This window comes from Streptomyces sp. SD31 (genome assembly GCF_052068475.1).
Taxonomy (GTDB): Bacteria; Actinomycetota; Actinomycetes; order Streptomycetales; family Streptomycetaceae; genus Streptomyces.
Genome location: NZ_JBQHCX010000005.1, coordinates 48,642 through 67,854, shown reverse-complemented (window position 1 = coordinate 67,854; position 19,213 = coordinate 48,642). Strand labels below are relative to the sequence as shown.

Below are 19,213 nucleotides of genomic sequence, written 5' to 3'. Positions count from 1 at the left end.
CGTGACTCGCCGCACCGCACTGGACAAGGCGCCCGTCCCCGCTCCCCCGGGGGCGGGCGCCCAGCGCCCCGGCGCCTCCCCCGCGCCCGCTGCGCCGGGGCTGCCGCGCCGCCTCCTGCGCTCCCTCAGGCCCGGCCCGACGGCGGACGCCGGGGGCGCGGCGCTCTACCGCCGCTGGTGGCTGCCGTGGCTGTGGATGCTCCCGGCGATCGTCGGCACGACCGTGTTCGGGGTGTTCCCGTTCCTCAACACGATCCTGGTGTCCTTCACCGACGCCAAGCCGCTGGGCGGCGCGTACAACCTGGTCGGCCTGGACAACTACCGGCGGATGCTGTCCGACTCCGACTTCTGGCTGGCCACCCGCAACAGCCTGCTGTACGCGCTGATCGTGGTCCCGCTGATGGTGCTGCTGCCCCTGCTGCTCGCCATCCTGGTGGAGAAGAACCTCCCCGGCATCGGCTTCTTCCGCTCCGCCTTCTACACCCCCGTCCTCGCCTCCAGCGTGGTCGTGGGCCTGAGCTGGCAGTGGCTGCTGAGCGACCAGGGCCTGGTCAACACCTGGCTGCAGAAGGCGCATCTCATCCGCGAGGCCATCCCGTTCCTGTCCGACTCCTGGCTGATCCTGCTGTCGGCGATGGGCCTGACGCTGTGGAAGGGCCTCGGCTGGTACATGATCTTCTACCTGGCCGCGCTCGGGAACGTGCCCAGGGAACTGCACGAGGCGGCAGCCGTGGACGGCGCCGGTGCGGTCCGCCGCTTCTGGCACGTCACCGTGCCCGGCGTCCGCACGTCGATGATGCTGGTCGGCACCCTGACGGGCATCGGCTCGCTCCGCGTCTTCACGGAGATCTACATGCTGGGCGGCTCCACCGGCGGCCCCGGCGGCGCCGACCGCACGCTCCCCTTCTACATCCGGGACGTCGGACTCGACCCGCTCACCGGCAACGCCGGTTACGGCGCGGCGGTCAGCGTGGCCCTGTTCGCACTCACCCTGGGCCTCACGCTGCTCGCCCAGCGCCTGACGAAGGAGGACGAGGCATGACGACCGCGCCGCTCGACGCCAAGCGCCGACGCCTGCTGCCCCGCTGGCGCGACTACGGCCGCCCCCGCGAACTGGCCCTGCGCTACCTGCTGTTGGTCTTCGTCCTCTTCATCACCGTCGGCCCCCTGGTCTGGCAGGTGCTGTCGTCGCTCAAGGGCACGGGCGAGGACGTCTTCGGCGCGGGCGCCTCCCTGATCCCGCACCACCCGACGCTGCGCGCCTACGAGCAGGTCTTCGACCAGGTCCCGGTGTGGACGTACATCAGGAACAGCCTGTTCGTCGCGGTCATCTCGATCGCCAGCCAGCTCGTCTTCTCCACCATGGCCGGATACATGCTCTCCAAGCCCGGCTGGAAGGGCCGGGGGCTGGTCTGGGTGCTGCTGATGGCGTCCATGATGTTCCCCTTCGAATCGATCATGGTGTCGCTGTTCCTCAGCATCCGGGACATGGGCCTGGTCGACCACCTCGTCGGCGTCTGGCTGCCCGGCTTCGTCGCCGCGATCAACGTCCTCATCATGCGGGCCGCGTTCCTCGCCGTCCCGCGCGAGATCGAGGACGCGGCGATGCTGGACGGGGCGGGCGAGTGGAAGCGGTTCCGCCACCTGTATCTGCCCTCCGCGTACGGCGCGATCCTGGTCGTCACCATCAACACCTTCATCAGCGCCTGGGACGACTTCCTGTGGCCGCTGATCGTGCTGCGCTCCGAGGAGCACTTCACGCTGACGCTGGGTCTGGCCCGGCTGCAGACGTCGTCGTTCGGGTACGACCAGCGGCTGGTGATGGCGGGGTCGGTGATCTCGGTGATTCCGGTGCTGGTGCTGTTCGTGATCACGCAGCGGTGGTTCTACAAGGGCGTCTCGTCCGGTGCCGTGAAGCTCTGAGTCGGTACGGCGGTCAGTGCGGCCCGCGCCGACTCGGCGACGCGGGCCTCCACCGTGGTCCCGGCGTCGGTGGCGGGCCGGGGGAAGACGACCGTGCGGGTCTCGCCCGGCGCGAGCTCGACGGCCCGGAACCCCCTCAGTTCCAGGGCGCGGGGCCAGACGGGGGTCCGCAACCGCCGGATGTACAGCTGCGCGACGGTCCGGCCGTACCGCTGCCCGGTGTTGGTGACGTCGACGCGGACGGTGTCCCCGTCCAGCCGCGGCGGTCCGTACGTGAAGCTCGTGTACGACAGCCCGTGCCCGAATCCGTACAGCGGCTCGGCGCTGCCGTCGACATAGCCGCCGTACTCGGTCTCCTTGTGGTTGTAGTACACCGGGAGTCGGTCCGCCGAGCGGGGGATGGAGACGGGGAGGCGGCCGGTCGGCTCGGTGTGCCCGAGGAGGACCTCGGCGATGGCCTCGCCGCCCCAGGGCCCCGGGTACCAGGCGGTGAGCAGCGCGCCCGCGCGGTCCGCGGCCTCGGGGACGGCGTGCGGGCGGCCCTGGATCAGGACGACCGCCGTGGGCGTGCCGGTCGCGGTGACGGCGTCCAGCAGGGCGTACTGGGCCCTGCCGAGCCGCAGTCCGGCCAGGTCGGCGCCCTCGCCGCAGGTCATGTGCGAAACGGCGGTCCGCGCGGCCCCGTTGGCGTCGAACTCCGTGTCGTGCGTACGGGCGCTGGATCCGCCCAGCACGAGCACCGCCAGGTCGGACGCGGCGGCCACGGCGACCGCCTCGGGGATGCCGGAGAGGTCCTCGCCGGTGAGCGCGCAGCCGCGAGCGTGCCGGATGTCGACACCGGGCGGGGCGAGGCGCCGTAGCCCGTCGAGCACGCTCGTCCCCATGCCGGGGCGCTGCGGGGCCGTGTAGTCGCCCAACTGGTGGGCGGTGGTGGCGGACTGGGGCCCGAGGACGGCGACACGGGAGACGGCCGCCTGTACGGGCAGGACACCGCCGTCGTTGTGGAGCAGGGTGACCGCCCCCCGGGCGACGCGGCTGCTCAGCTTCCTGCCCCCGGCCGGGAAGGGCGGCGGCGGCGCGCCCTGCCGGTCGAACAGCCCCAGCCGGAACTTCAGCCGCAGGACCCGGGCCACGGCGGTGTCGAGAGCCTCCTCGGCCACCAGCCCCCGCTCGACCGCCTCCTCCAGGTGGGTGAAGCCCTCGTCCCACAGGCTCAGATCGACGCCGGCGTCGAGCGCGAGAGCGCCCGCGGTCACCTTGTCGCCGGTGATACGGGCCAGCCGGTCCACGGCGAGGCCGTCGGCCATGACGAGGCCCTCGAAGCCCCAGCGGCCCCTGAGCAGCTCGGTGAGCAGGGCCCTGTTGCCGGAGCAGGGCGTCCCGTCGACCTCGTTGTAGGCGGCCATGACGGCGGCGGCGCCGGCCCGGACGCCGGCCCGGGCGGCGGGCAGATGGATCTCGTGCAGTTCGCGGAGCCCGAGCTCGGACTCGGCGGAGTTGCGGCCGCCGACGGTGGTGCCCTGGCCGGCGAAGTGCTTGAGGACGACGGGGGCCTTGTCGGCGGCGAAGTACTCGGCGGGCTCGCCCTGCATGCCGCGTACGACGGCCTCCGTAAAGCGGGCGGCGAGGTACGGGTCCTCTCCGAAGCACTCCTCGGTGCGGCCCCAGCGTGGGTCGCGGGCGATGTCGAGGGCGGAGACGAGGGCGACATGACCGCCGCGGGCCCGCAGTTCGGCGGCGGCGTGGGCGGCGGCGCGTTCGTACAGCTCGGGGTCCCAGGTGGCACCGACCGCCAGATTGACCGGCAGGACCGTGCCGTCCAGCGCCATGTGGCCGTGCGGCACCTCCTCGACGAACAGCGCCGGTATGCCGAGCCGGCTGCGCTCGACGACATGCCGCTGCACCAGCTCGGCGAGGGCCGCGCCGTCCTCGGCGCCGGGCCCGTCGGTGTGGTCGACGCCGGACCAGGCGTCGGCGCGCTGGAGTCCGTACAGGGCGCCGAGTCCCTCGAAGCGGTCGGTCTCGGCGTACAGGGCCTCGGTGAGTTCGAAGCCGCCGTCGGGGGCGCGGCGGTAGGCGTTCCAGCCGTACATCCGCTGGTTGAGCTGGCCCACCTTCTCGCGCAGGGTCATACGGGCGAGAAGGTCGCCGACCCGGGCGTCCACGGGGGCGCTGGGGTCGCGGTAGAGCGGGGTGGGCGGGAGGTCTGCGGGGTGCCGCCGGGCGGTGAGGCCGCTCATCCGGCGTACCCCAGTCGGGCGAGGGCGACGGCGCCCTGAGAGCCGTCGGCCACCCAGTCGAGGGTGAGGCCGAGGGGGTGCAGCCGTGCGGTGAGGGGCGCGGTCAGCGGTCCGTCCGGACCGAGCAGACCGCCGGTCGCGACGATCCGCTCGCCCGGCCGGGGTTCGAGGGCGCGGACGGTGCCGGTGAGGTGCTCGGCGGCCGTTTCGAGGATTCCGGTGGCAACGACGTCCTTGTGCCGGGCGGCGGCCTCCGTGACGAGCGGGGCGAGCCGGGCCAGCCGGACCGGCGGCCGGTCCATCACGGCGGGCAGCAGGTGCATGCGGTACGCCTCGCGCCGGGCCCGAGTCCAGGCTCCGGCGTCGTACGGACCCGGAGTCTCACCCGGCAGCACGTCCTCCGGCACCCCCAGCGCCCGCCCGACCGACGCGGCCAGCGCAGTCGGCCCGCCTCTCCCGTCCGCCATGCGCAGCGCCACCCGTACCGCCTCGCGTCCGATCCAGAAGCCGCCGCCGTCGTCGCCGAGCAGCCAGCCGTCGCCCCCGGCGGTGGTCGTGCACGCGCGTGAGGTGATGCGCGCCGCGACCGCGCCGGTGCCGGCCACCAGGGCGAGGCCGTCGGCGGGGTTGCCGGGCGCGGAGGCGAACGCGGCCTCGATGTCGCTGTGGACCTCGACCGAGGCGTCACCGAAGCCCAGCCGGCTCAGCGCGACGGTGAGAGCGGCGTGCGCCTTGACCCGGCCCGGCTCGTCCGGGGCGGTGCGCGAGGCGCCCGCGAACCCGCCCGCCACGGCCACGACACGGCCGCGCAGCCCCTCCGGCACGGCGTGCGCGAGGGCCTCGGCGAGATGCTCGGTGAGCTGCGCACCGGGGACGGTCAGGGCGTTGCCCGGCCCGCCGACGCCCTCGCCCTCGGGGGCGCCGGCACGCAGGGGTGCCAGGACGGCACGGGTACGGGTGCCTCCGGCGTCCAGGCCGACGACGTACGCCGTGGGTGCCGAACCGGCCGAGGTTTGGTTCAAATCACTATTCATTGCCGACCATGGTGGTTGATACATTCGCCACGAGCAAGAGCCGAGCCTCGGGCAAGAGGCAGGCTCAGACCGGGCCCGGACCCGAGGAGGATCCCATCCACACGCTCCGCTTCGGCGTCAACTACACGCCCCGCCACGGCTGGTTCCACTCCTGGCACGACTTCGACCCGGCACGCGCGCGTGACGACCTGGACCGGATCGCCGGTCTCGGCCTCGACCACGTCCGCGTCTTCCACCTCTGGCCGCTGCTCCAGCCCAACCGCACCCTCGTCCGCACCGCCGCCGTGGACCAGCTCGCGCACCTCGTCGACCTGGCCGGCGAGGCCGGTCTCGACGTCATGGTGGACGGCGTCCAGGGCCATCTGTCGAGCTTCGACTTCTACCCGGAGTGGACGCGCAGCTGGCACCACCGCAACGTGTTCACGGACCCGGAGGCCATCGACGCCCAGGCCACCCTCCTGCGCACCCTCGGCCGCGCGCTCGCCGGCCGCCCGCACCTCATCGGCCTCCAGCTCGGCAACGAGCTCAACAACCTGGTCGAGCACAACCCGGTGACGGCGGACGAGGTCGACCACTACCTCGACACCCTGCTGGCCGCCGCCCGGGACGGGCTCGGCGCGAGCGGCGGCCTGGTCACGCACTCCGCGTACGACGCCGCCTGGTACGGCGACGACCACCCCTTCACCCCGGAGGCCTCCGCCCGCAAGGGCGACCTGACCACCGTCCACCCCTGGGTGTTCTCCGGCGACTGCGCCCGCCGCTACGGCCCCCGCTCCCCACAGGTCCGGCACCTCGCCGAGTACGGCACCGAACTGGCCAAGGCGTACGCCACCGACCCCGCGCGCCCCGTCTGGGTGCAGGAGACGGGCGCGCCCGAACCGCACATCCCGGCCGCCGACGCCCCGGAGTTCGCGCGGGCGACCGTACGGAACGCGGCCGGGTGCGCGGGGCTGTGGGGGGTGACCTGGTGGTGCTCCCACGACGTCGACCGCTCACTGGCCGACTTCCCGGAACTGGAGTACACCCTGGGCCTGTTCGACTCCTCCGGCCGCCCCAAGCCGATCGCCGAGGCACTCGCCGAGACCATCACCGCACTGCGCGAGGACCCCCACCCCGCACAGCCACGTGCCACCGCCCTCGTCCTGGACTGCACGCCGGGCACGCGGTCGGTGTCCGGGCCGGGCGGCGCGTACTTCGAGGCGTGGATGCGGATGCGGACGGAAGGCGTTCGCCCGGCGGTGGTCCTGGCCGCGCGGGCGCAGGACGCCGACTACCTGGCGGCGCGGGGGATCAAGGAGGTCGTACGGCCGTCCTGAGCGGCGTATGACCGGCGGGCGCGCCTCAGGGCCCTTCCGATCAGAAGGGCCCTAGTCGTCGGCGACGCCCGCCAGCACCTCCGCGACCGCCCTCAGATTCGCCCGCCCGCGCCCGTACGAGCACAGCGCGCCGCCCTCCGGCAGCCCCGTGTCCACCCGTACCGCATCCGGCCGCCGGGCCAACAGGGCGTCCCGCAAGTGCAGTTGCCAGGGATGCAGCCGGGCGTCGCACGTGGCGACGACGAGGGGCGCGCCCCCGCAGCAGCGCAGCATCCCGTCGACGAGCTCGGCCGGATCCGCCGGTTCGCCGGTGACGGAGGTGCCCGTCGCCGTGGGGTCGGCGGCGAGCATCTCGGTCAGCAGGTCCTCGCCGCCCCAGTTGAGGGCGGGGTGCGGCGGCGGGAAGAGGTCGACGACATGGGCCCCGCACACGGCGGGCGGTACGCCCCGGCCGCGTACGGCCCGGCGTGCGGCCACGAGACCGGCCTCCGCGTCCCAGCGGGCGACCTCCAGGGGCGGGGTCGCATAGCGCGCGGCGAGGCGCCGTACCCGCCCCGCGGCCTCCTCGACGCGCTCCTGGGCCAGCACACCGGTGCGCAGCGCGTCGAGCACGGCGTCCCGGCAGGCCAGGGTGACATCCAGGTCGCCCACGGCGACGATGACCTGGTCCGCACCCGCCGCGAGCGCGATGCGCGCGCCGGCCGCCTCGCCGTACGCGTCGGCGATCGCCTTCATCTCCAGGGCGTCGCTGACGAGGACGCCGTCGAAGCCGAGGTCGTGGCGGAGCAGATCGCCCAGGATGCGGCGGCTGAGCGTGGCGGGGCGGTTGGGGTCCAGCGCCGGGAAGACGACATGGGCACTCATCAGCATCGGCACGCCCGCGGCGACGGCCGCGCGGAACGGTTCGAGGTCGGCGCGGAGTTCGTCGTACGGCCGCGGGTCCACCGCCATGCCGTGGTGGCTGTCGGTGACGGTGCCGCCGTGGCCGGGGAAGTGCTTGGCGCAGGAGGCTATGCCGCGCGCCTCGGTGGCGGTGATCCAGGCGCGCAGGTGGCGGGCGGCGAGCTCGGGGTCGGCGCCGAAGGAGCGGGTGCGCACGATCGGGTTGTCCGGCCGGTGCTGGAGGTCGGCGACGGGGGCATAGGAGGCGGTGATGCCGAGGGTGGCCAGGTGTCCGGCCAGCGCGTCGGCGCAGCGGGCGGTGAGGTTCGGGTCGTCGGCGACGCCGAGGGCGTAGGAGCCGGGGACGTCGGGGGCGCCGGCGCTCACCAGGTGGCCGATGCCGCCGCCCTCGTTGTCGATGGCGACGAGGAGGTCGGGGCGGATGGCCCGCAGCTCGTCCGTGAGGCGGCGCACCTGCTGCGCGTCGCGGATGTTGCGGGTGAAGAGGATGACCCCGCCGAGGCCCCGGTCGATGAGCTCCTTGAGCGTGCCCGGCACGCTCGTGGCCCCGTCGAACCCGGCGACGAGACAGCGGTGGGCGGCTTCGTCCAGATCGGCGGGGAGCGCGCTCGACCTGGACGATATGTGCTCGAAGTGGCTCACCCCGGCAATGCTCTGGCTCGATCAGCCGAAAGTCAACCTGCCGGTGGCTGGCTGATTCAACAGCACGGCAGGGTCCCCCGGAAAACGCGGTTGTACGGCGCTCATCCCGGCGCCTGACGTCGACCTCCCTCGGCGTGCAGCTCAGTAGCAGAGCACCGGGATGGATGCGGGGGGACCCGGAGGCGGCGCGGGCGATGGGGTGAGCGGGGCGGCAACGCCGTAGCCGGGGCATTCGCGGGGGTCACCGCCACCGACGTAGCCGGCACCGCCACCGACGTGGGCGGGCCCCTCGCAGGCGCCCGTGCCAGTCGCAGGCGCAGCCGGGGCGCCCCGCCGGACGGCGGGCCGCCTCGCCCCGACGCCCACCGAGCGGACCTCGATCCACGCCCACCCCGGCGGCGCCCTCTCCGCTGTCGCCCGGCCGGGGCCGCGAAGCACAGCTCGCCCCACGGCTGCCCCTCGGCACCCGGCCACACCTCCGCCCGCGCCCGATCAGCGCCCGAAGGTTCGCCCCGCAAGGCACCGCCCCGTCAGCGCGCGCAACCTCCCCGTCCGCCCCTTCGGCCCGTCCCACCACGGCGGCACGCCGGTCGCGTCGCCCGCTCGCCGACGATCCTTCGGGTGCCGGACACCGGGACGTCACGCCGGGCGGGCACGTTTTCGTCGTCCCCTCCTGCCTCGCCCTGTGTCCGTCCGCCCCGTGCCGCGCGGGCGTGACGTGGAAGGACGACCCCCGCCGTGTCCCTGCTCCCGCTCGGCGGTCTCCCCGGACCGCTCCCCGCCGCTCCCGCACCTTTCCCCGTTCCGTCCGCGACGACCTCGGAGCCCTCCCCGGCTCCGTCCGCCGCCACCCCTGCGATCGCGCCTCCCCCCACCCCCGACCGCTCCCCCTTCTCCCCCTTCTCCCCCGCAAGCCTGGCCCGTCATGCGCTGACCCTGCTCCCGCTCGTGCTGGTCGGAGTGTGGGCGGCGGCCGACTGGCGTGCCTTCCGGGACGGAGTCACGCGGCTCACCGCCGCCGACCCCTGGTGGCTGCTGGCCGGTCTCTTCTTCACCTGCATGGGCTGGGTGGCCGCCGCCTGCGTCCGCCAAGGGGCCGTACCGGAGCGGCTTCCGCCGGGCCTGTTGCTCGCGTCGCAGTTCGCGGCCGGCGCCGCGAACCAGGTACTGCCGGCGAGTCTCGGTGCCCATGCCGTCACCCTTCGCTTCCTGCAGGGCCGCGGCATCCCCCTGGCCCGGGCCACGGCCTCACTCGCCCTGTACTCGCTGGTCAAACCGATCGCGAAGACGGCGGTCCTCCTCGGCTTCCTCGTGGCCTTTCCCGAGCTGCTGCACCTGCGCGAACTGGCCCCGGACGGGCGGACGTTGCTTCTCATGGCCGGAGGGGCGGCGACCGCCCTCGCCGCGGCGGGCATCCTCGCGGCAGCCGTACGGCCCGTGCGCCGGCCCCTCGTCGGCTTCGTACGCACCGCCCTGACCGACGTACGCCGGCTGCACGCCATGCCCGCCCGCGTCCTCGCCCTCTGGGGCGGGGCCGCCGCCACTCCGCTGCTCCAGGCGAGCGTGATCGCCTCGGTCGGCTTCGCGCTCGGTCTGCCGCTGTCCTGGACCCAGGTGACCCTCGCCCTCCTCCTCGCCAGCACGGCGGCAGGGGCGGTGCCCGCGCCGGGCGGCATCGGCCCCGTGGACGCGGCACTGGTGTTCACGATGGTCACCTTCGGCGCACCCATGGGCCTCGCCGCGGCCACCGTCATCGGCTATCGCGTCCTGACGGTCTGGCTCCCCCTGCTGCCGGGCGCGCTCGTGCTGTCGATCCTCGTCCAGCGGAAGGTCCTCTGACCCGACGGCGGCCCCCGCCTCTCCCCGGTCACGCTTCACGGCTGACCGCACACACACCGCATTGAATAGACGCGACGACTAGTCTAGTCTCTTGATTAGACGCAACGGTAAGTCTCGATCTGATCGTGCGTCCTGTGTCCGCAACCGCTCATGAGAGGCCACACCCGTGGGGAACCCGACCGTCCGCGCCATGGACCGGACCAGCGCACCAGAGAAGGTGAAGAGCGGCGGGCTCGCCGTGTTCAGCGTCGCCTTCGCCTTATGGATCACCATGGCGGGCACCACGGCGCCGACGCCGCTCTATCCGCTCTACGGCGAGGAGTTCGGCTTCACACCCTTCACCGTGACCGTGGTCTTCGCCGTCTACGCGCTCGGCGTCGTCCTCGGGCTGCTGGCCTTCGGCCGGCTCTCGGACCAAGTGGGCCGCCGCCCGGTACTGATCGCGGCCACGCTGCTGTCCGTGGGCGCCGCGGTCGTCTTCCTGTTCGCCCAGAACGTCGGGGCCATGCTCGTCGCCCGCGTCATCTCCGGCTTCTCGGCGGCTCTGGTGACCGGCGCGGCCACCGCCTCCCTCGCCGAACGACTCGGACCGAACGCCCGCGTGAAGCCCGCCACCGTCGCGCTGTTCGCGAACATGGGCGGCCTGGCGTGCGGCACGCTGCTGGCCGGCATCCTGGCCGACGTCGCCCCCTCCCCGCTGCGCACACCCTGGGTCGTCATGCTCGCCCTGGCCGCCATCGGCGCGCTCGGCGTCATGGTGAACGGGGAGAGCTCCGCGCACCGGTCCGGCTTCTCGCTGCAGTTCCAACCGCTGCACGTGCCGAGCGAGATCCGGTCGGACTTCCTGCGCTCCGCCATGGCGGCGGGTTCGGGCTTCGCGGTGCTCGGCGTGCTGACCGCCGTGACCGGTCTGTTCCTGGGCACGGTGCTGAACGAGTCCAGCCATGCGCTGACCGGCCTCGTGGTCTTCATCGCCTTCGCCTGCACCGCCTTCGGCCAGCTCCTGGTCCGCACCCTCAAGCCCGCCACCGCCCTGCCCGCGGCCTGCGTGGGGCTGATCGTCGCCGCCGGCCTGATCGCCACATCGATGGCCACGAGCACCCTGGCACCGCTGCTCATCGGCGCCGCCGTCAACGGCCTGGCGACCGGCATCGCCGTGGGGCACGGCATCGGCAGCATCACCACGCGCAGCGCTCCCCAGCACCGCGGCGCTTCGGTGTCCACCTTCTTCGCGATCCTCTACTCGATGCTCGCGGTGCCCGCGATCGGCGTGGGCGTCCTGATCCGCGAGACCAGCCTGCGCCCCGCCGGCGAGACGTTCAGTGCGGTGGTCGCCGCGCTCTCCCTCGGCGTATTGCTCAGCCTGGTGCGAACCGGCAGGAAGTCCGCCTGATTCCGGTCCGCCGCACATCGGTTCGCGGCGATCCCCTGTGCCAGAATCTCAGAAACGCACGATGTGAAAGGTTGACGGGACCATCAGCGCCACGCGGAAGCCACGACCGGACTGCGAACAGAGCACGGTCATCAGCCGAACCGGCCCACGCCGCAGCGAGAGTGTCCGGCTGGCGGTGCTGCACGCCGCGGACGATCTCCTCGTCGAGCGGGGGTTCACCGGCCTGACCATCGAGGGCATCGCCCAGCGCGCGGGTGTGGCCAAGCAGACGATCTACCGCTGGTGGAAGTCGAAGGTCGACATCCTCCTGGACACCCTCATCGACGACGCGCGTGAGGCCCTGGAGTGGCGGACGGACGAGGCCGCGGGTGCTGAGGAGAACCTCGCGTCCCATCTGCGGCGGGTGGCCGACTTCTTCGCGGAGCCGGCCGGCCAGGTGCTGCAGGCACTGCTCGGCCACGCCCAGCTGGAGAGCGACACGGCCGCATCCCTGCGCGAGGGGTTCCTGCGGGAACAGCGCGAACGCGACATGGCCGGCCTGCGCGAACTCCTCGGCCGCGACGCCGAGATCACCGTGGACGAGCGGACCCTCGACCACCTCGTGGATCTCCTGCTCGGCCCGCTGTACTACCGGGTGCTCGTGTTCGGTGCGCCCATCGACGAGGAGCTCGTGGAGTCCACGACCCGGCTGGTGCTCACGCTCGCCCGCGAGTCGTCGCCCCGGGCCTCCTGACGGACCGTTGGCATATGAGTGGCCCCCGACGCTCTTGCCGGGGGCCACTCACATACCAACGGTCAGTGCAGGCTGATGCAACCGCTCCTGATTCCCTCGATGACTGCCTCGGTACGCGAAGCGGCACCCAGCTTGATGAAGATCGAGTGCAGATGCACCTTCACGGTACGCTCGGAAATTCCCAGCGCCCTCCCTACCATCCTGTTGGAGTATCCCTCCTTGATGCCGTTGAGGACCTGGCACTCGCGTGGCGTGAGCATCGAAGCCGACCTCGGCGCTAACTCCTCTGGTGCCGGACGGGATACGCGAGACATGTGTTCCCCCTGTCATGCAATGGTCACCACTCGCAACGATTACGCGCTGCGCAATAATTATATGGCCAAGATTCAATCCCGCCATTAAACGTGGGTTACCTCACAAGTTTAAGTTGCAGCTTAAAATTCTTACGATTCCACTGTGCGTCATCTGTGAAGGTTCCCAGTCCGCGGCAATTCCTTTCAGGGAAAGTGTAGGTTGCACACAACGCACTGGATTAATTAACCGAGGGTCAATAGAGTGAAGCTCGGAGGTGAGCCGATGCTCATTGACCACGAACGGCGCAACAATCTCTTACTCTATCTGGCGGGCTGCCTCGTCTTCTCCGGTGGCGCCTATCTCTTCATTCACTCGGATCTGGGAACCGACCCTCTCGACGTGTTCGCGCTCGGCCTGCTGGAACACGTGCCCGTCACCGTGGGCGTATCCCAGGCCACGGTGGCCGCGATCTGCCTGGCCGTGGTGGCCGCCTGGACCCGGACAAGGCCCCTGCTGTCACCCTTTTTCACCTTCTTCTTCTGCGGCAGCCTGATCGACCTTCTCCGCTGGTCCGACCCGGCCCGCGGCCTTCCGATTCCCTCCCCCGGAATCCTCGTGTGCGCGGTCCTGATGTGCGCGTACGGTTCGGCCCTCATCATCATGAGCGGCTTCGGCATCAGGGCCATCGATCTGCTCGCCCTCACGATGACCAGCAAATGGCGTTGGCCGTTCTGGGCGTCCAAAGGAATCATCGAGGCCTCTCTCATGACCTTCGGATTCCTTATGGGCGGACCACTCGGAATCGGCACGATCTGTTTTCTCGTGGGCGTCGACCTGCTGATCCAGCCGCTTATCAGGGCGAATTCCAGGGTTTTTCGGATTCCGAATCTCGGGCTCCCCGAACGCTCCGTCCACCCTGCCCGCTGAACATCCGAAGCAGCCCACCATGAGGCACCCGGAAGCCACCAAAAAGCCACCCAAGGAAGTACGGAAATGACCTCCTCGCTTTTCTCCCCCAAGGTACGTGACGTACTGGACCACATCGCGTCCGAGCAACGGCGAGTGGACGAGAAAGAGCAGCCGAAACTGCTCGAGAAGATCAGGCAGCGCAAGGATCCGTGGACCCCGGAGGAACTCGTTTCGGCGTGCGCCGGCGGCTACTACGCGGCTCCGGCGGCCATCGGCCGGATGCTGTACATGTGTGTCCGCGCCATACGCCCGCGCACGGTCTTCGAGTTCGGCACCTCGTACGGATTCACCGCCATCCATATCGCGGCGGCCCTGCGAGACAACGGCTCCGGAAAGCTCTGCACGGTGGACCTGCACGGCGGAAAATGCGCCGCAGCCCGGGACAATCTGAAATCGGCCGGACTCGACGAATACGCCGAAGTCGTCACCGGTGAGGCGGTGGACGTGGTGTCCTCGTTCTCCCCGCCGATCGATTTCCTCTATCTGGACGGCTGGGTGGATTTCTATCTCGACGTCCTCCGGGCCGCCGAACCCCGGCTTCGCTCGGGTGCGTTCGTGCACGCGGACGACACCGAGAAGTTCGCGGCCGGTGCCCGCCCCTATCTCGACTACGTCCGCGATCCCGCCAACGGCTATGTCTCCCTCGGCATCACCGACGGGCAGGGCCTCGAACTCTCCACGTACACCGGACGGTCCGAACGGGTCGTGTCGTGACCGCCACCCCGTCGGCCGGCCCCGCGCGGCGCACAGCCGCGCGGGGCGGTGCCCGTTCCGGCTCGCGCACCGCCACCGCCGCGCTCGGGATGTGCGTCATGCTGGTGTTCGGCTTGGGCGCCGGTGTGAACCTGGCGGTCGGCCGACTGGCCACCAGCACGCTCCATCCGACCCCGACCCAGGTCCTGTGGATCGTCGACAGCTATCTCATCGTCTTCGGCTGTCTGCTGATCCCCAGTGGCGCCCTGGGAGACCGCTACGGCCGCAAGGGAGCCCTGCTCGTCGGCCTGGCCCTGATGATCGTGGGGTCCCTCGGATCCGCCGTCTCCCCCACCGTGCCCCTCCTGCTCGCGGCACGGGCGGTGACCGGTGCCGGCGCCGCCCTGATCCTGCCCAACAGCCTTCCGTTGATGATCAGTTGCTATCCGGCCGACAAGCGTGGCCATGCCGTCGCGCAGTGGACCGCGCTGAGCGGAGGCGGCGGCGTGGCGGGCAACGTCGTGGGCGGTGCCGTTCTGCAGTTCTTCGACTGGCAGGCCCTGTTCGCGGTCGCCGCTCCCCTGGCCGCGCTCGGTCTCGTGGCGGCCGCGAGGTCCCTGCCCCGCGTCGAGCGCCATCACCACACCGTCGACACGGGCGGAGTCCTGCTCCTGGTCGCCCTGGTGTTCTGTGTGCTGTTCGGCATCATCGAGGGATCCGAGCTCGGCTGGACCTCGCCCGCCGTACTGCTGGCCTTCGCCACCGGCGCGCTGTTCCTGGCGGCCTTCTGCCGCTACGAACTACGCCGGGAGGAGCCACTGTTGGACCCCCGGCTGTTCCTCCGTCCCGGTATGCGCGCCGGCGCCCTCGGCATCGTCGTCTCGTTCGTCGCGATGTACTCGGTGTTCTACCTCAACGGCCAGTACCTGATGAACGTCAAGGACTACCCGGCCGTGCTGGCCGGACTGGGGACGGCACCCCTGGCCGTGGTGATCTTCCTCGTCTCGCCGCGTGCCGCCCGGCTCGCCGACCGCTACGGCTCCCGCCCCGTCGTCGCCTGCGGACTGCTGCTGGTGGTCGCCGGTCTGGGGCTGTTCTCCCTGTGCGGGCCCGGGACCGCCTACCTTCTCTACGCCGGGTGCATCGTCGTGGTCGGCATCGGGTCGGGGCTGTCCAACCCGCCGCTGTCCAACGCCCTGGTGACCTCCGTACCCGCGCACCGGGCGGGGGTCGGCTCGGGCGTCAACAGCTTCAGTCGTGAGATCGGCGGGGCGCTCGGTTTCGCCGTGTTCGGCACGCTGCTCAACGCCCGGTTCACCGACGCCCTTCCGGCCGAGTCGCGGCATCTGAAGGACGGTTCGGCAGGCGGGCAGGCCCTGGGGACCGCCCTGCGCGGTGCGCAGGACCTCGGCTCCGACACGGCCGTACGGCTCGCCGCGCAGGTGCGGGAGGCGTTCACCACCGGTATGGCCGAGTCGTTGCGGGTGATCGGTATCGCCGTGCTCATGGCGGCACTCCTGGTCATCACGTGGCTTCGCCCGCACGACGCGGAGCGGAACACTTCTCGGGAGACGCCTTGAGCGGAACTGATGTCGAAGACCCCGGTCACCACCACGACTGGACCGACGGGCTGTCAGGCCCCTGTGTGCCGCACGTGGACATGCGTCTGCTGCCGGCCCTGGACGCCCTGCTGCAGGAGGGGAGCGTCACCGGAGCCGCGGAGCGTCTGGCGCTGTCTCCGCCCGCCATGAGCCGCGCCCTGTCCAAGATCCGCCGCGCCCTCGGCGACCCCGTCCTGGTCCGCGCCGGACGCGGTCTGGTGCCCACTCCGAGGGCGCTGGAACTCCAGCCGAAGGTACGGGCCTTGATGCGGGAGGCGGAGTCCCTCCTCACGCCGAGCAGGCAGGAGGATCTCACCCAGGTCGACCGGACGCTGACCATCGTCGCGGACGAGGCCTACGCGGCAGTCCTGGCGCCGGTGCTGCTGAACCGGGCAAGCAAGGAGGTGCCGCTCGCCCGGTTCACCTTCACCGTGGAGAACTCCCACGGCAGCGCGCCGCTGCGGGAGGGCGCCGTGGACATCGAGGTCGGCATCATCGACGAACCCAGCCCCGAGCTGCGGATCGAGCCGCTCTTCGAGGACCGGTTCGTGGGAGTGGCGCGAGCCGGTCATCCGCTCCTCGGCACCGAGGTCACCGCGGAGGCGTTCGCCTCGGAACGGCACATCAGCGTCTCCCGCAAGGGCCGTATGACGGGTCCGATCGATGTGGCACTGCACACCCGCGGTCTGCGCCGGGACGTCATCGCCTCCGTGCCGAACTACGGCGAGGCGCTGCTGATGATCCCCGCCGGCGACTTCGTGACCGCGATGCCCGGCTCGCTCGCCGACAGCGCGTGCCGGGCCGTGGACATCGAGGTGTTCGACCTCCCGGTCGAGACGGCCCCCATCAGCATCTGCCAGGCGTGGCATCCGCGGCATGACACCGAGCCGGTGCATGTGTGGCTGCGGCACGCCGTACGGTCCGCGCTCACCCGGCGGCCGCCCCAGGGCGACCCCGTCCGGCGCCCCTCAGGAGAGCCCGGCGAGCCGGCCCCGGACCGGCCCGTCGAGCAGCAGGCCGACGACTGAGTCCGGCGGCACCCTCGGTCCGTCCGGGAGGCCGCCGGCGACGACGGCGCCGAGGAGCAGCCGGGCCGCGAGCCGGGGTTCGACGTCGGCCCGGACGTCGCCCTGGGCGATCGCGCGCTCCAGCAGTTCCACCAGTCGCCGCACCACCGCCTCACGGCAGACGGCGTCCGGACCGTCCTGGCTCCGCATGCCGTGCGCTCCCCAGAAGAGGGCGTGTCGGGGCGGGTCTTCTGCCGCCGCGCCGGCCAGCCCGCGCAGCAGTGCGGCGAGGGTGTCGACGTGCCGGCCGTCCGTCGTCACGCTCGCCGGGAGCAGCGCCAGCACGGTCGTGCGTACCGGTGCCGTCACCGCGTGCAGCAACTCCGCCTTGCTCGTCACATGGCGGTACAGCGCGGCCTTGGTGACGCCGAGGCGGTCGGCGATGTCGCTCATGCTCGTAGCGTCGTAGCCGCGCTCGTGGAACAGAGCTGTCGCGGCCGTGAGGACGAGCTCACGACCGCGACGCGGACGGGACGAGGGCGGTGCCGTCCTCGCAGGCGCGCTCACCGCGACGACTGCCCCCGGCACAACTCGAGCAGGGCCTCGGCGAGCCCGGCTCCGCCCTCCCCCAACTCCTCGGCGTACCGGCCGCGTATGGTGTGCTCCCGCCCGGAGTCCACGTGCGAGCCACCGCGGCCCGTTCGCAGGCGCTGAATCTCCCGTGACGTCCGCAACCGTTGCTTCAGGGTGCCGATGAGGGAGCGGTCCAGGTCGTCGATCTGCTCTCGCAGCCGCGCGATGTCCTCGGGCGCGGGTTCCGCGGGGCCGGTCGCCCCGGTGGTGGCCATGGTGTCCATCGTCTTGCTCCGTTCGTACAAGTGGCACAAGTCGTACGGGCTGAACGGGTCGGGCGGGGCGTACCGGTCGTAGGGGTCGGCCGCCGAGGGGTACGACCCCAGGGATCTCAGCCCCGGTACGCGCAGTCGCAGCAGGCCGACGGCGCGTGCCGTGGGCGGCTGGTCCAGGCGGCCCGGGCAGTCGGCGAGGAGGAGCGAGCCGCTCCTGCCGTCGGGCACGACGTGCGGGGACACGGCCCGCAGAATGGGGTGCCGCCGCAGGCCGTCCAGCAGTTCGTCGATGTCCTCCGGCCGCGCGTCGAGCCGCCCGATCAGCGAAGTGCGGTCGGCGGGGCCGGGGGCGGGCCCGCTCTGCCTGCCGGAGCGGGCGCACAGCAGGAACCGGGTGGTGGCGCCCGCGGTGTCCTGTATCCCCGTGGCGGCGGGCTGCAGGCCGTAGTGGGCGGCGGTGAACTCACCGGCCACGGCGGCGTCGCACTCCCCGTCCCGAACCCGGCGCGCGGCCTCGGCGTTGGAAGACGCGGACGCCCAACGCGCCTGTGGCACATGGCGGTCGAGCCAGCCGCCGACCTGCCGCCGCGCATGCGGATGCCCGCTCACGGTACGGATGCGGGCGAGTCGCGTGCCGGGGCGCACCAGCAGGGCGAACTCGATGCCGAGCACGACTTCCCGCAGCACGGTCAGCGCGGGTGACTCCGCGATCGCGCGCAGCGTGTCCGGGACCGTCCCGGCCACCGTGTTGTGCACGGGGAGCATGGCGGCGTCGACGTCTGCGCGGCACACCAGCGCCAGGGCCTCCCGCGCCGTTGCGGCCGGCGTCAGCAGGGAGCCCGCGGCCTCGGGGACCGAGCGCAGCGCCCGCTCGGTGAAGGTTCCCTCCGGTCCCAGATAGGCGAACCGCCGCCCCGGGCGCAGGAGTCGGTCCACGGCGCGACGCGCTCGTGTGTCCTGTACCGGCGGCTTCATGTCACACGGCCGCCAGAGCCGCGTCCATCGTGCTCGCCACCGCGCTCTTGGCGCGCCGCAGCTCCTTCTCCTCCAGCAGCCCCGGAGCGAAGGCGGCGGCGTCGATGGTCACACCGGCGGCGACCCGTCCGGCCTGCTCCACCTCCACCGTCGTACGGAGCATGAGCCTGCTGGGCTCCGACAGGTCGGACTCGTCCACCGTCAGACGCAGCGTGGCGCCCACCGGGAAGAGGAAGTTGGAGAACGTGGTGTTCATGGAGTTGAGGACGATGTAGTAGCGCTGCTGCGGCCAGCGCGAAGTGAAGTAGTGCTCGACCACCGAGAGGAACATCTGGCGGGCCGCCTCGATCGCCACCATGCCCTGTACGTGGACCCGGTCCTGCACATCGACGAGGAGCTCGTTGTGGTCGTGCAGCCGCAGCCCGGCCTCGTACGTGCTGTCGTCGACCTGAGTGAGGCCGGCGACCAGCACGTTGTCCTCGCGGGCCTTGTGCAGTTCCTGGCGGCGGGCCGGCCGCTCGGCGGAGTGCACCAGGACGATCCGGTCGTCCAGCTGCCGACGGGTGATCGCGTCCTTGAGGTAGGAGATCTCGAACTCGCCGATCCCCTGGCCGGTGACCACATGCACCGGCCCCTCCACGGTGTCCAGGTCACCGGCGTCGAGAGAGCGGGCCAGGGCCGAGAGCGTCTCGGCTCCGACGGCCTCGGCGAAGTCGCGGAAGCGGTCGCCGACGACGAGACGGGAAGTGGGGGTGCTGCTCATGGGCATGCCTCCTGGCTGGGGAAACCGCGATCGGTGAGCC

General features: G+C 71.8%; 17 protein-coding genes. 10 read left to right on the top strand and 7 right to left on the bottom strand.

Annotated features, from left to right (window positions below):
- Position 1 precedes the first annotated feature (1 nt).
- Positions 2 to 1,042, top strand: coding sequence for a carbohydrate ABC transporter permease (locus ACTMVF_RS12375; protein WP_441271021.1), 1,041 nt, complete (start codon positions 2 to 4; stop codon positions 1,040 to 1,042).
- Complete coding sequence (locus tag ACTMVF_RS12370; protein ID WP_441271020.1) at positions 1,039 to 1,923, top strand: carbohydrate ABC transporter permease; 885 nt, start codon at positions 1,039 to 1,041, stop codon at positions 1,921 to 1,923. The genes ACTMVF_RS12375 and ACTMVF_RS12370 overlap by 4 nt, the downstream gene beginning before the upstream one ends.
- On the opposite strand, the gene ACTMVF_RS12365 is transcribed toward ACTMVF_RS12370, so the two are convergent.
- On the bottom strand, positions 1,887 to 4,163 hold the full coding sequence (locus ACTMVF_RS12365; RefSeq protein ID WP_441271019.1) for a glycoside hydrolase family 3 N-terminal domain-containing protein: 2,277 nt from the start codon (positions 4,161 to 4,163) through the stop codon (positions 1,887 to 1,889). The genes ACTMVF_RS12370 and ACTMVF_RS12365 overlap by 37 nt on opposite strands.
- Positions 4,160 to 5,197 carry an N-acetylglucosamine kinase gene (locus ACTMVF_RS12360; RefSeq protein ID WP_441271018.1) on the bottom strand — a complete coding sequence of 346 codons (1,038 nt, stop codon included), beginning with the start codon at positions 5,195 to 5,197 and terminating at the stop codon, positions 4,160 to 4,162. The genes ACTMVF_RS12365 and ACTMVF_RS12360 overlap by 4 nt, the downstream gene beginning before the upstream one ends.
- A gap of 8 nt (positions 5,198 to 5,205) precedes the next feature.
- Here ACTMVF_RS12360 and ACTMVF_RS12355 point away from each other — a divergent pair, with 8 nt between their 5' ends.
- A complete protein-coding gene (locus ACTMVF_RS12355) occupies positions 5,206 to 6,513 on the top strand; it encodes a glycoside hydrolase 5 family protein (protein WP_441271017.1) in 1,308 nt (435 codons plus the stop codon).
- Between the two features lie 51 nt (positions 6,514 to 6,564).
- Here the strand turns inward: ACTMVF_RS12355 and ACTMVF_RS12350 are convergent, their stop codons facing one another.
- A complete protein-coding gene (locus ACTMVF_RS12350; RefSeq protein WP_441271016.1) occupies positions 6,565 to 8,058 on the bottom strand; it encodes a glycoside hydrolase family 3 N-terminal domain-containing protein in 1,494 nt (497 codons plus the stop codon).
- 738 nt (positions 8,059 to 8,796) lie between these two features.
- On the opposite strand from ACTMVF_RS12350, the gene ACTMVF_RS12345 reads away from it, so the two are divergent.
- From ACTMVF_RS12345 to ACTMVF_RS12335, 3 genes are all read left to right on the top strand, one after another.
- Positions 8,797 to 9,897 (top strand): lysylphosphatidylglycerol synthase transmembrane domain-containing protein, encoded by a 1,101-nt coding sequence (locus ACTMVF_RS12345; protein ID WP_441271015.1) that lies wholly within the window; start codon positions 8,797 to 8,799, stop codon positions 9,895 to 9,897.
- A 190-nt stretch (positions 9,898 to 10,087) separates the two neighbouring features.
- Positions 10,088 to 11,290, top strand: coding sequence for an MFS transporter (locus ACTMVF_RS12340; RefSeq protein WP_441271014.1), 1,203 nt, complete (start codon positions 10,088 to 10,090; stop codon positions 11,288 to 11,290).
- Between the two features lie 175 nt (positions 11,291 to 11,465).
- Complete coding sequence (locus ACTMVF_RS12335; protein WP_441271013.1) at positions 11,466 to 12,023, top strand: TetR/AcrR family transcriptional regulator; 558 nt, start codon at positions 11,466 to 11,468, stop codon at positions 12,021 to 12,023.
- Positions 12,024 to 12,085: 62 nt separating this feature from the next.
- Here ACTMVF_RS12335 and ACTMVF_RS12330 read toward each other — a convergent pair whose 3' ends face one another.
- Complete coding sequence (locus ACTMVF_RS12330; RefSeq protein ID WP_441271012.1) at positions 12,086 to 12,283, bottom strand: response regulator transcription factor; 198 nt, start codon at positions 12,281 to 12,283, stop codon at positions 12,086 to 12,088.
- 316 nt (positions 12,284 to 12,599) lie between these two features.
- Here ACTMVF_RS12330 and ACTMVF_RS12325 point away from each other — a divergent pair, with 316 nt between their 5' ends.
- The 4 genes from ACTMVF_RS12325 (at position 12,600) to ACTMVF_RS12310 (ending at position 16,608) form a co-directional block, all read left to right on the top strand.
- On the top strand, positions 12,600 to 13,244 hold the full coding sequence (locus ACTMVF_RS12325) for a YczE/YyaS/YitT family protein (protein WP_441271011.1): 645 nt from the start codon (positions 12,600 to 12,602) through the stop codon (positions 13,242 to 13,244).
- Positions 13,245 to 13,310: 66 nt separating this feature from the next.
- Entirely contained in the window at positions 13,311 to 14,000 is a 690-nt protein-coding gene (locus ACTMVF_RS12320; RefSeq protein ID WP_441271010.1) for an O-methyltransferase, read from the top strand.
- Positions 13,997 to 15,559 carry an MFS transporter gene (locus ACTMVF_RS12315; protein ID WP_441271009.1) on the top strand — a complete coding sequence of 521 codons (1,563 nt, stop codon included), beginning with the start codon at positions 13,997 to 13,999 and terminating at the stop codon, positions 15,557 to 15,559. Before ACTMVF_RS12320 ends, ACTMVF_RS12315 begins: the two co-directional genes overlap by 4 nt.
- On the top strand, positions 15,556 to 16,608 hold the full coding sequence (locus tag ACTMVF_RS12310) for a LysR family transcriptional regulator (protein WP_441271008.1): 1,053 nt from the start codon (positions 15,556 to 15,558) through the stop codon (positions 16,606 to 16,608). The genes ACTMVF_RS12315 and ACTMVF_RS12310 overlap by 4 nt, the downstream gene beginning before the upstream one ends.
- On the opposite strand, the gene ACTMVF_RS12305 is transcribed toward ACTMVF_RS12310, so the two are convergent.
- The 3 genes from ACTMVF_RS12305 to ACTMVF_RS12295 are packed head-to-tail and all read right to left on the bottom strand — an operon-like array spanning position 16,549 to position 19,173.
- Positions 16,549 to 17,154, bottom strand: a complete 606-nt coding sequence (locus tag ACTMVF_RS12305; protein ID WP_441271007.1) for a TetR family transcriptional regulator — start codon at positions 17,152 to 17,154, stop codon at positions 16,549 to 16,551. The genes ACTMVF_RS12310 and ACTMVF_RS12305 overlap by 60 nt on opposite strands.
- On the bottom strand, positions 17,151 to 18,371 hold the full coding sequence (locus ACTMVF_RS12300; RefSeq protein ID WP_441271006.1) for a chorismate mutase: 1,221 nt from the start codon (positions 18,369 to 18,371) through the stop codon (positions 17,151 to 17,153). The genes ACTMVF_RS12305 and ACTMVF_RS12300 overlap by 4 nt, the downstream gene beginning before the upstream one ends.
- Positions 18,372 to 18,411: 40 nt before the next feature.
- Positions 18,412 to 19,173 (bottom strand): AfsA-related hotdog domain-containing protein, encoded by a 762-nt coding sequence (locus ACTMVF_RS12295; protein ID WP_441271005.1) that lies wholly within the window; start codon positions 19,171 to 19,173, stop codon positions 18,412 to 18,414.
- Positions 19,174 to 19,213: the final 40 nt, after the last annotated feature.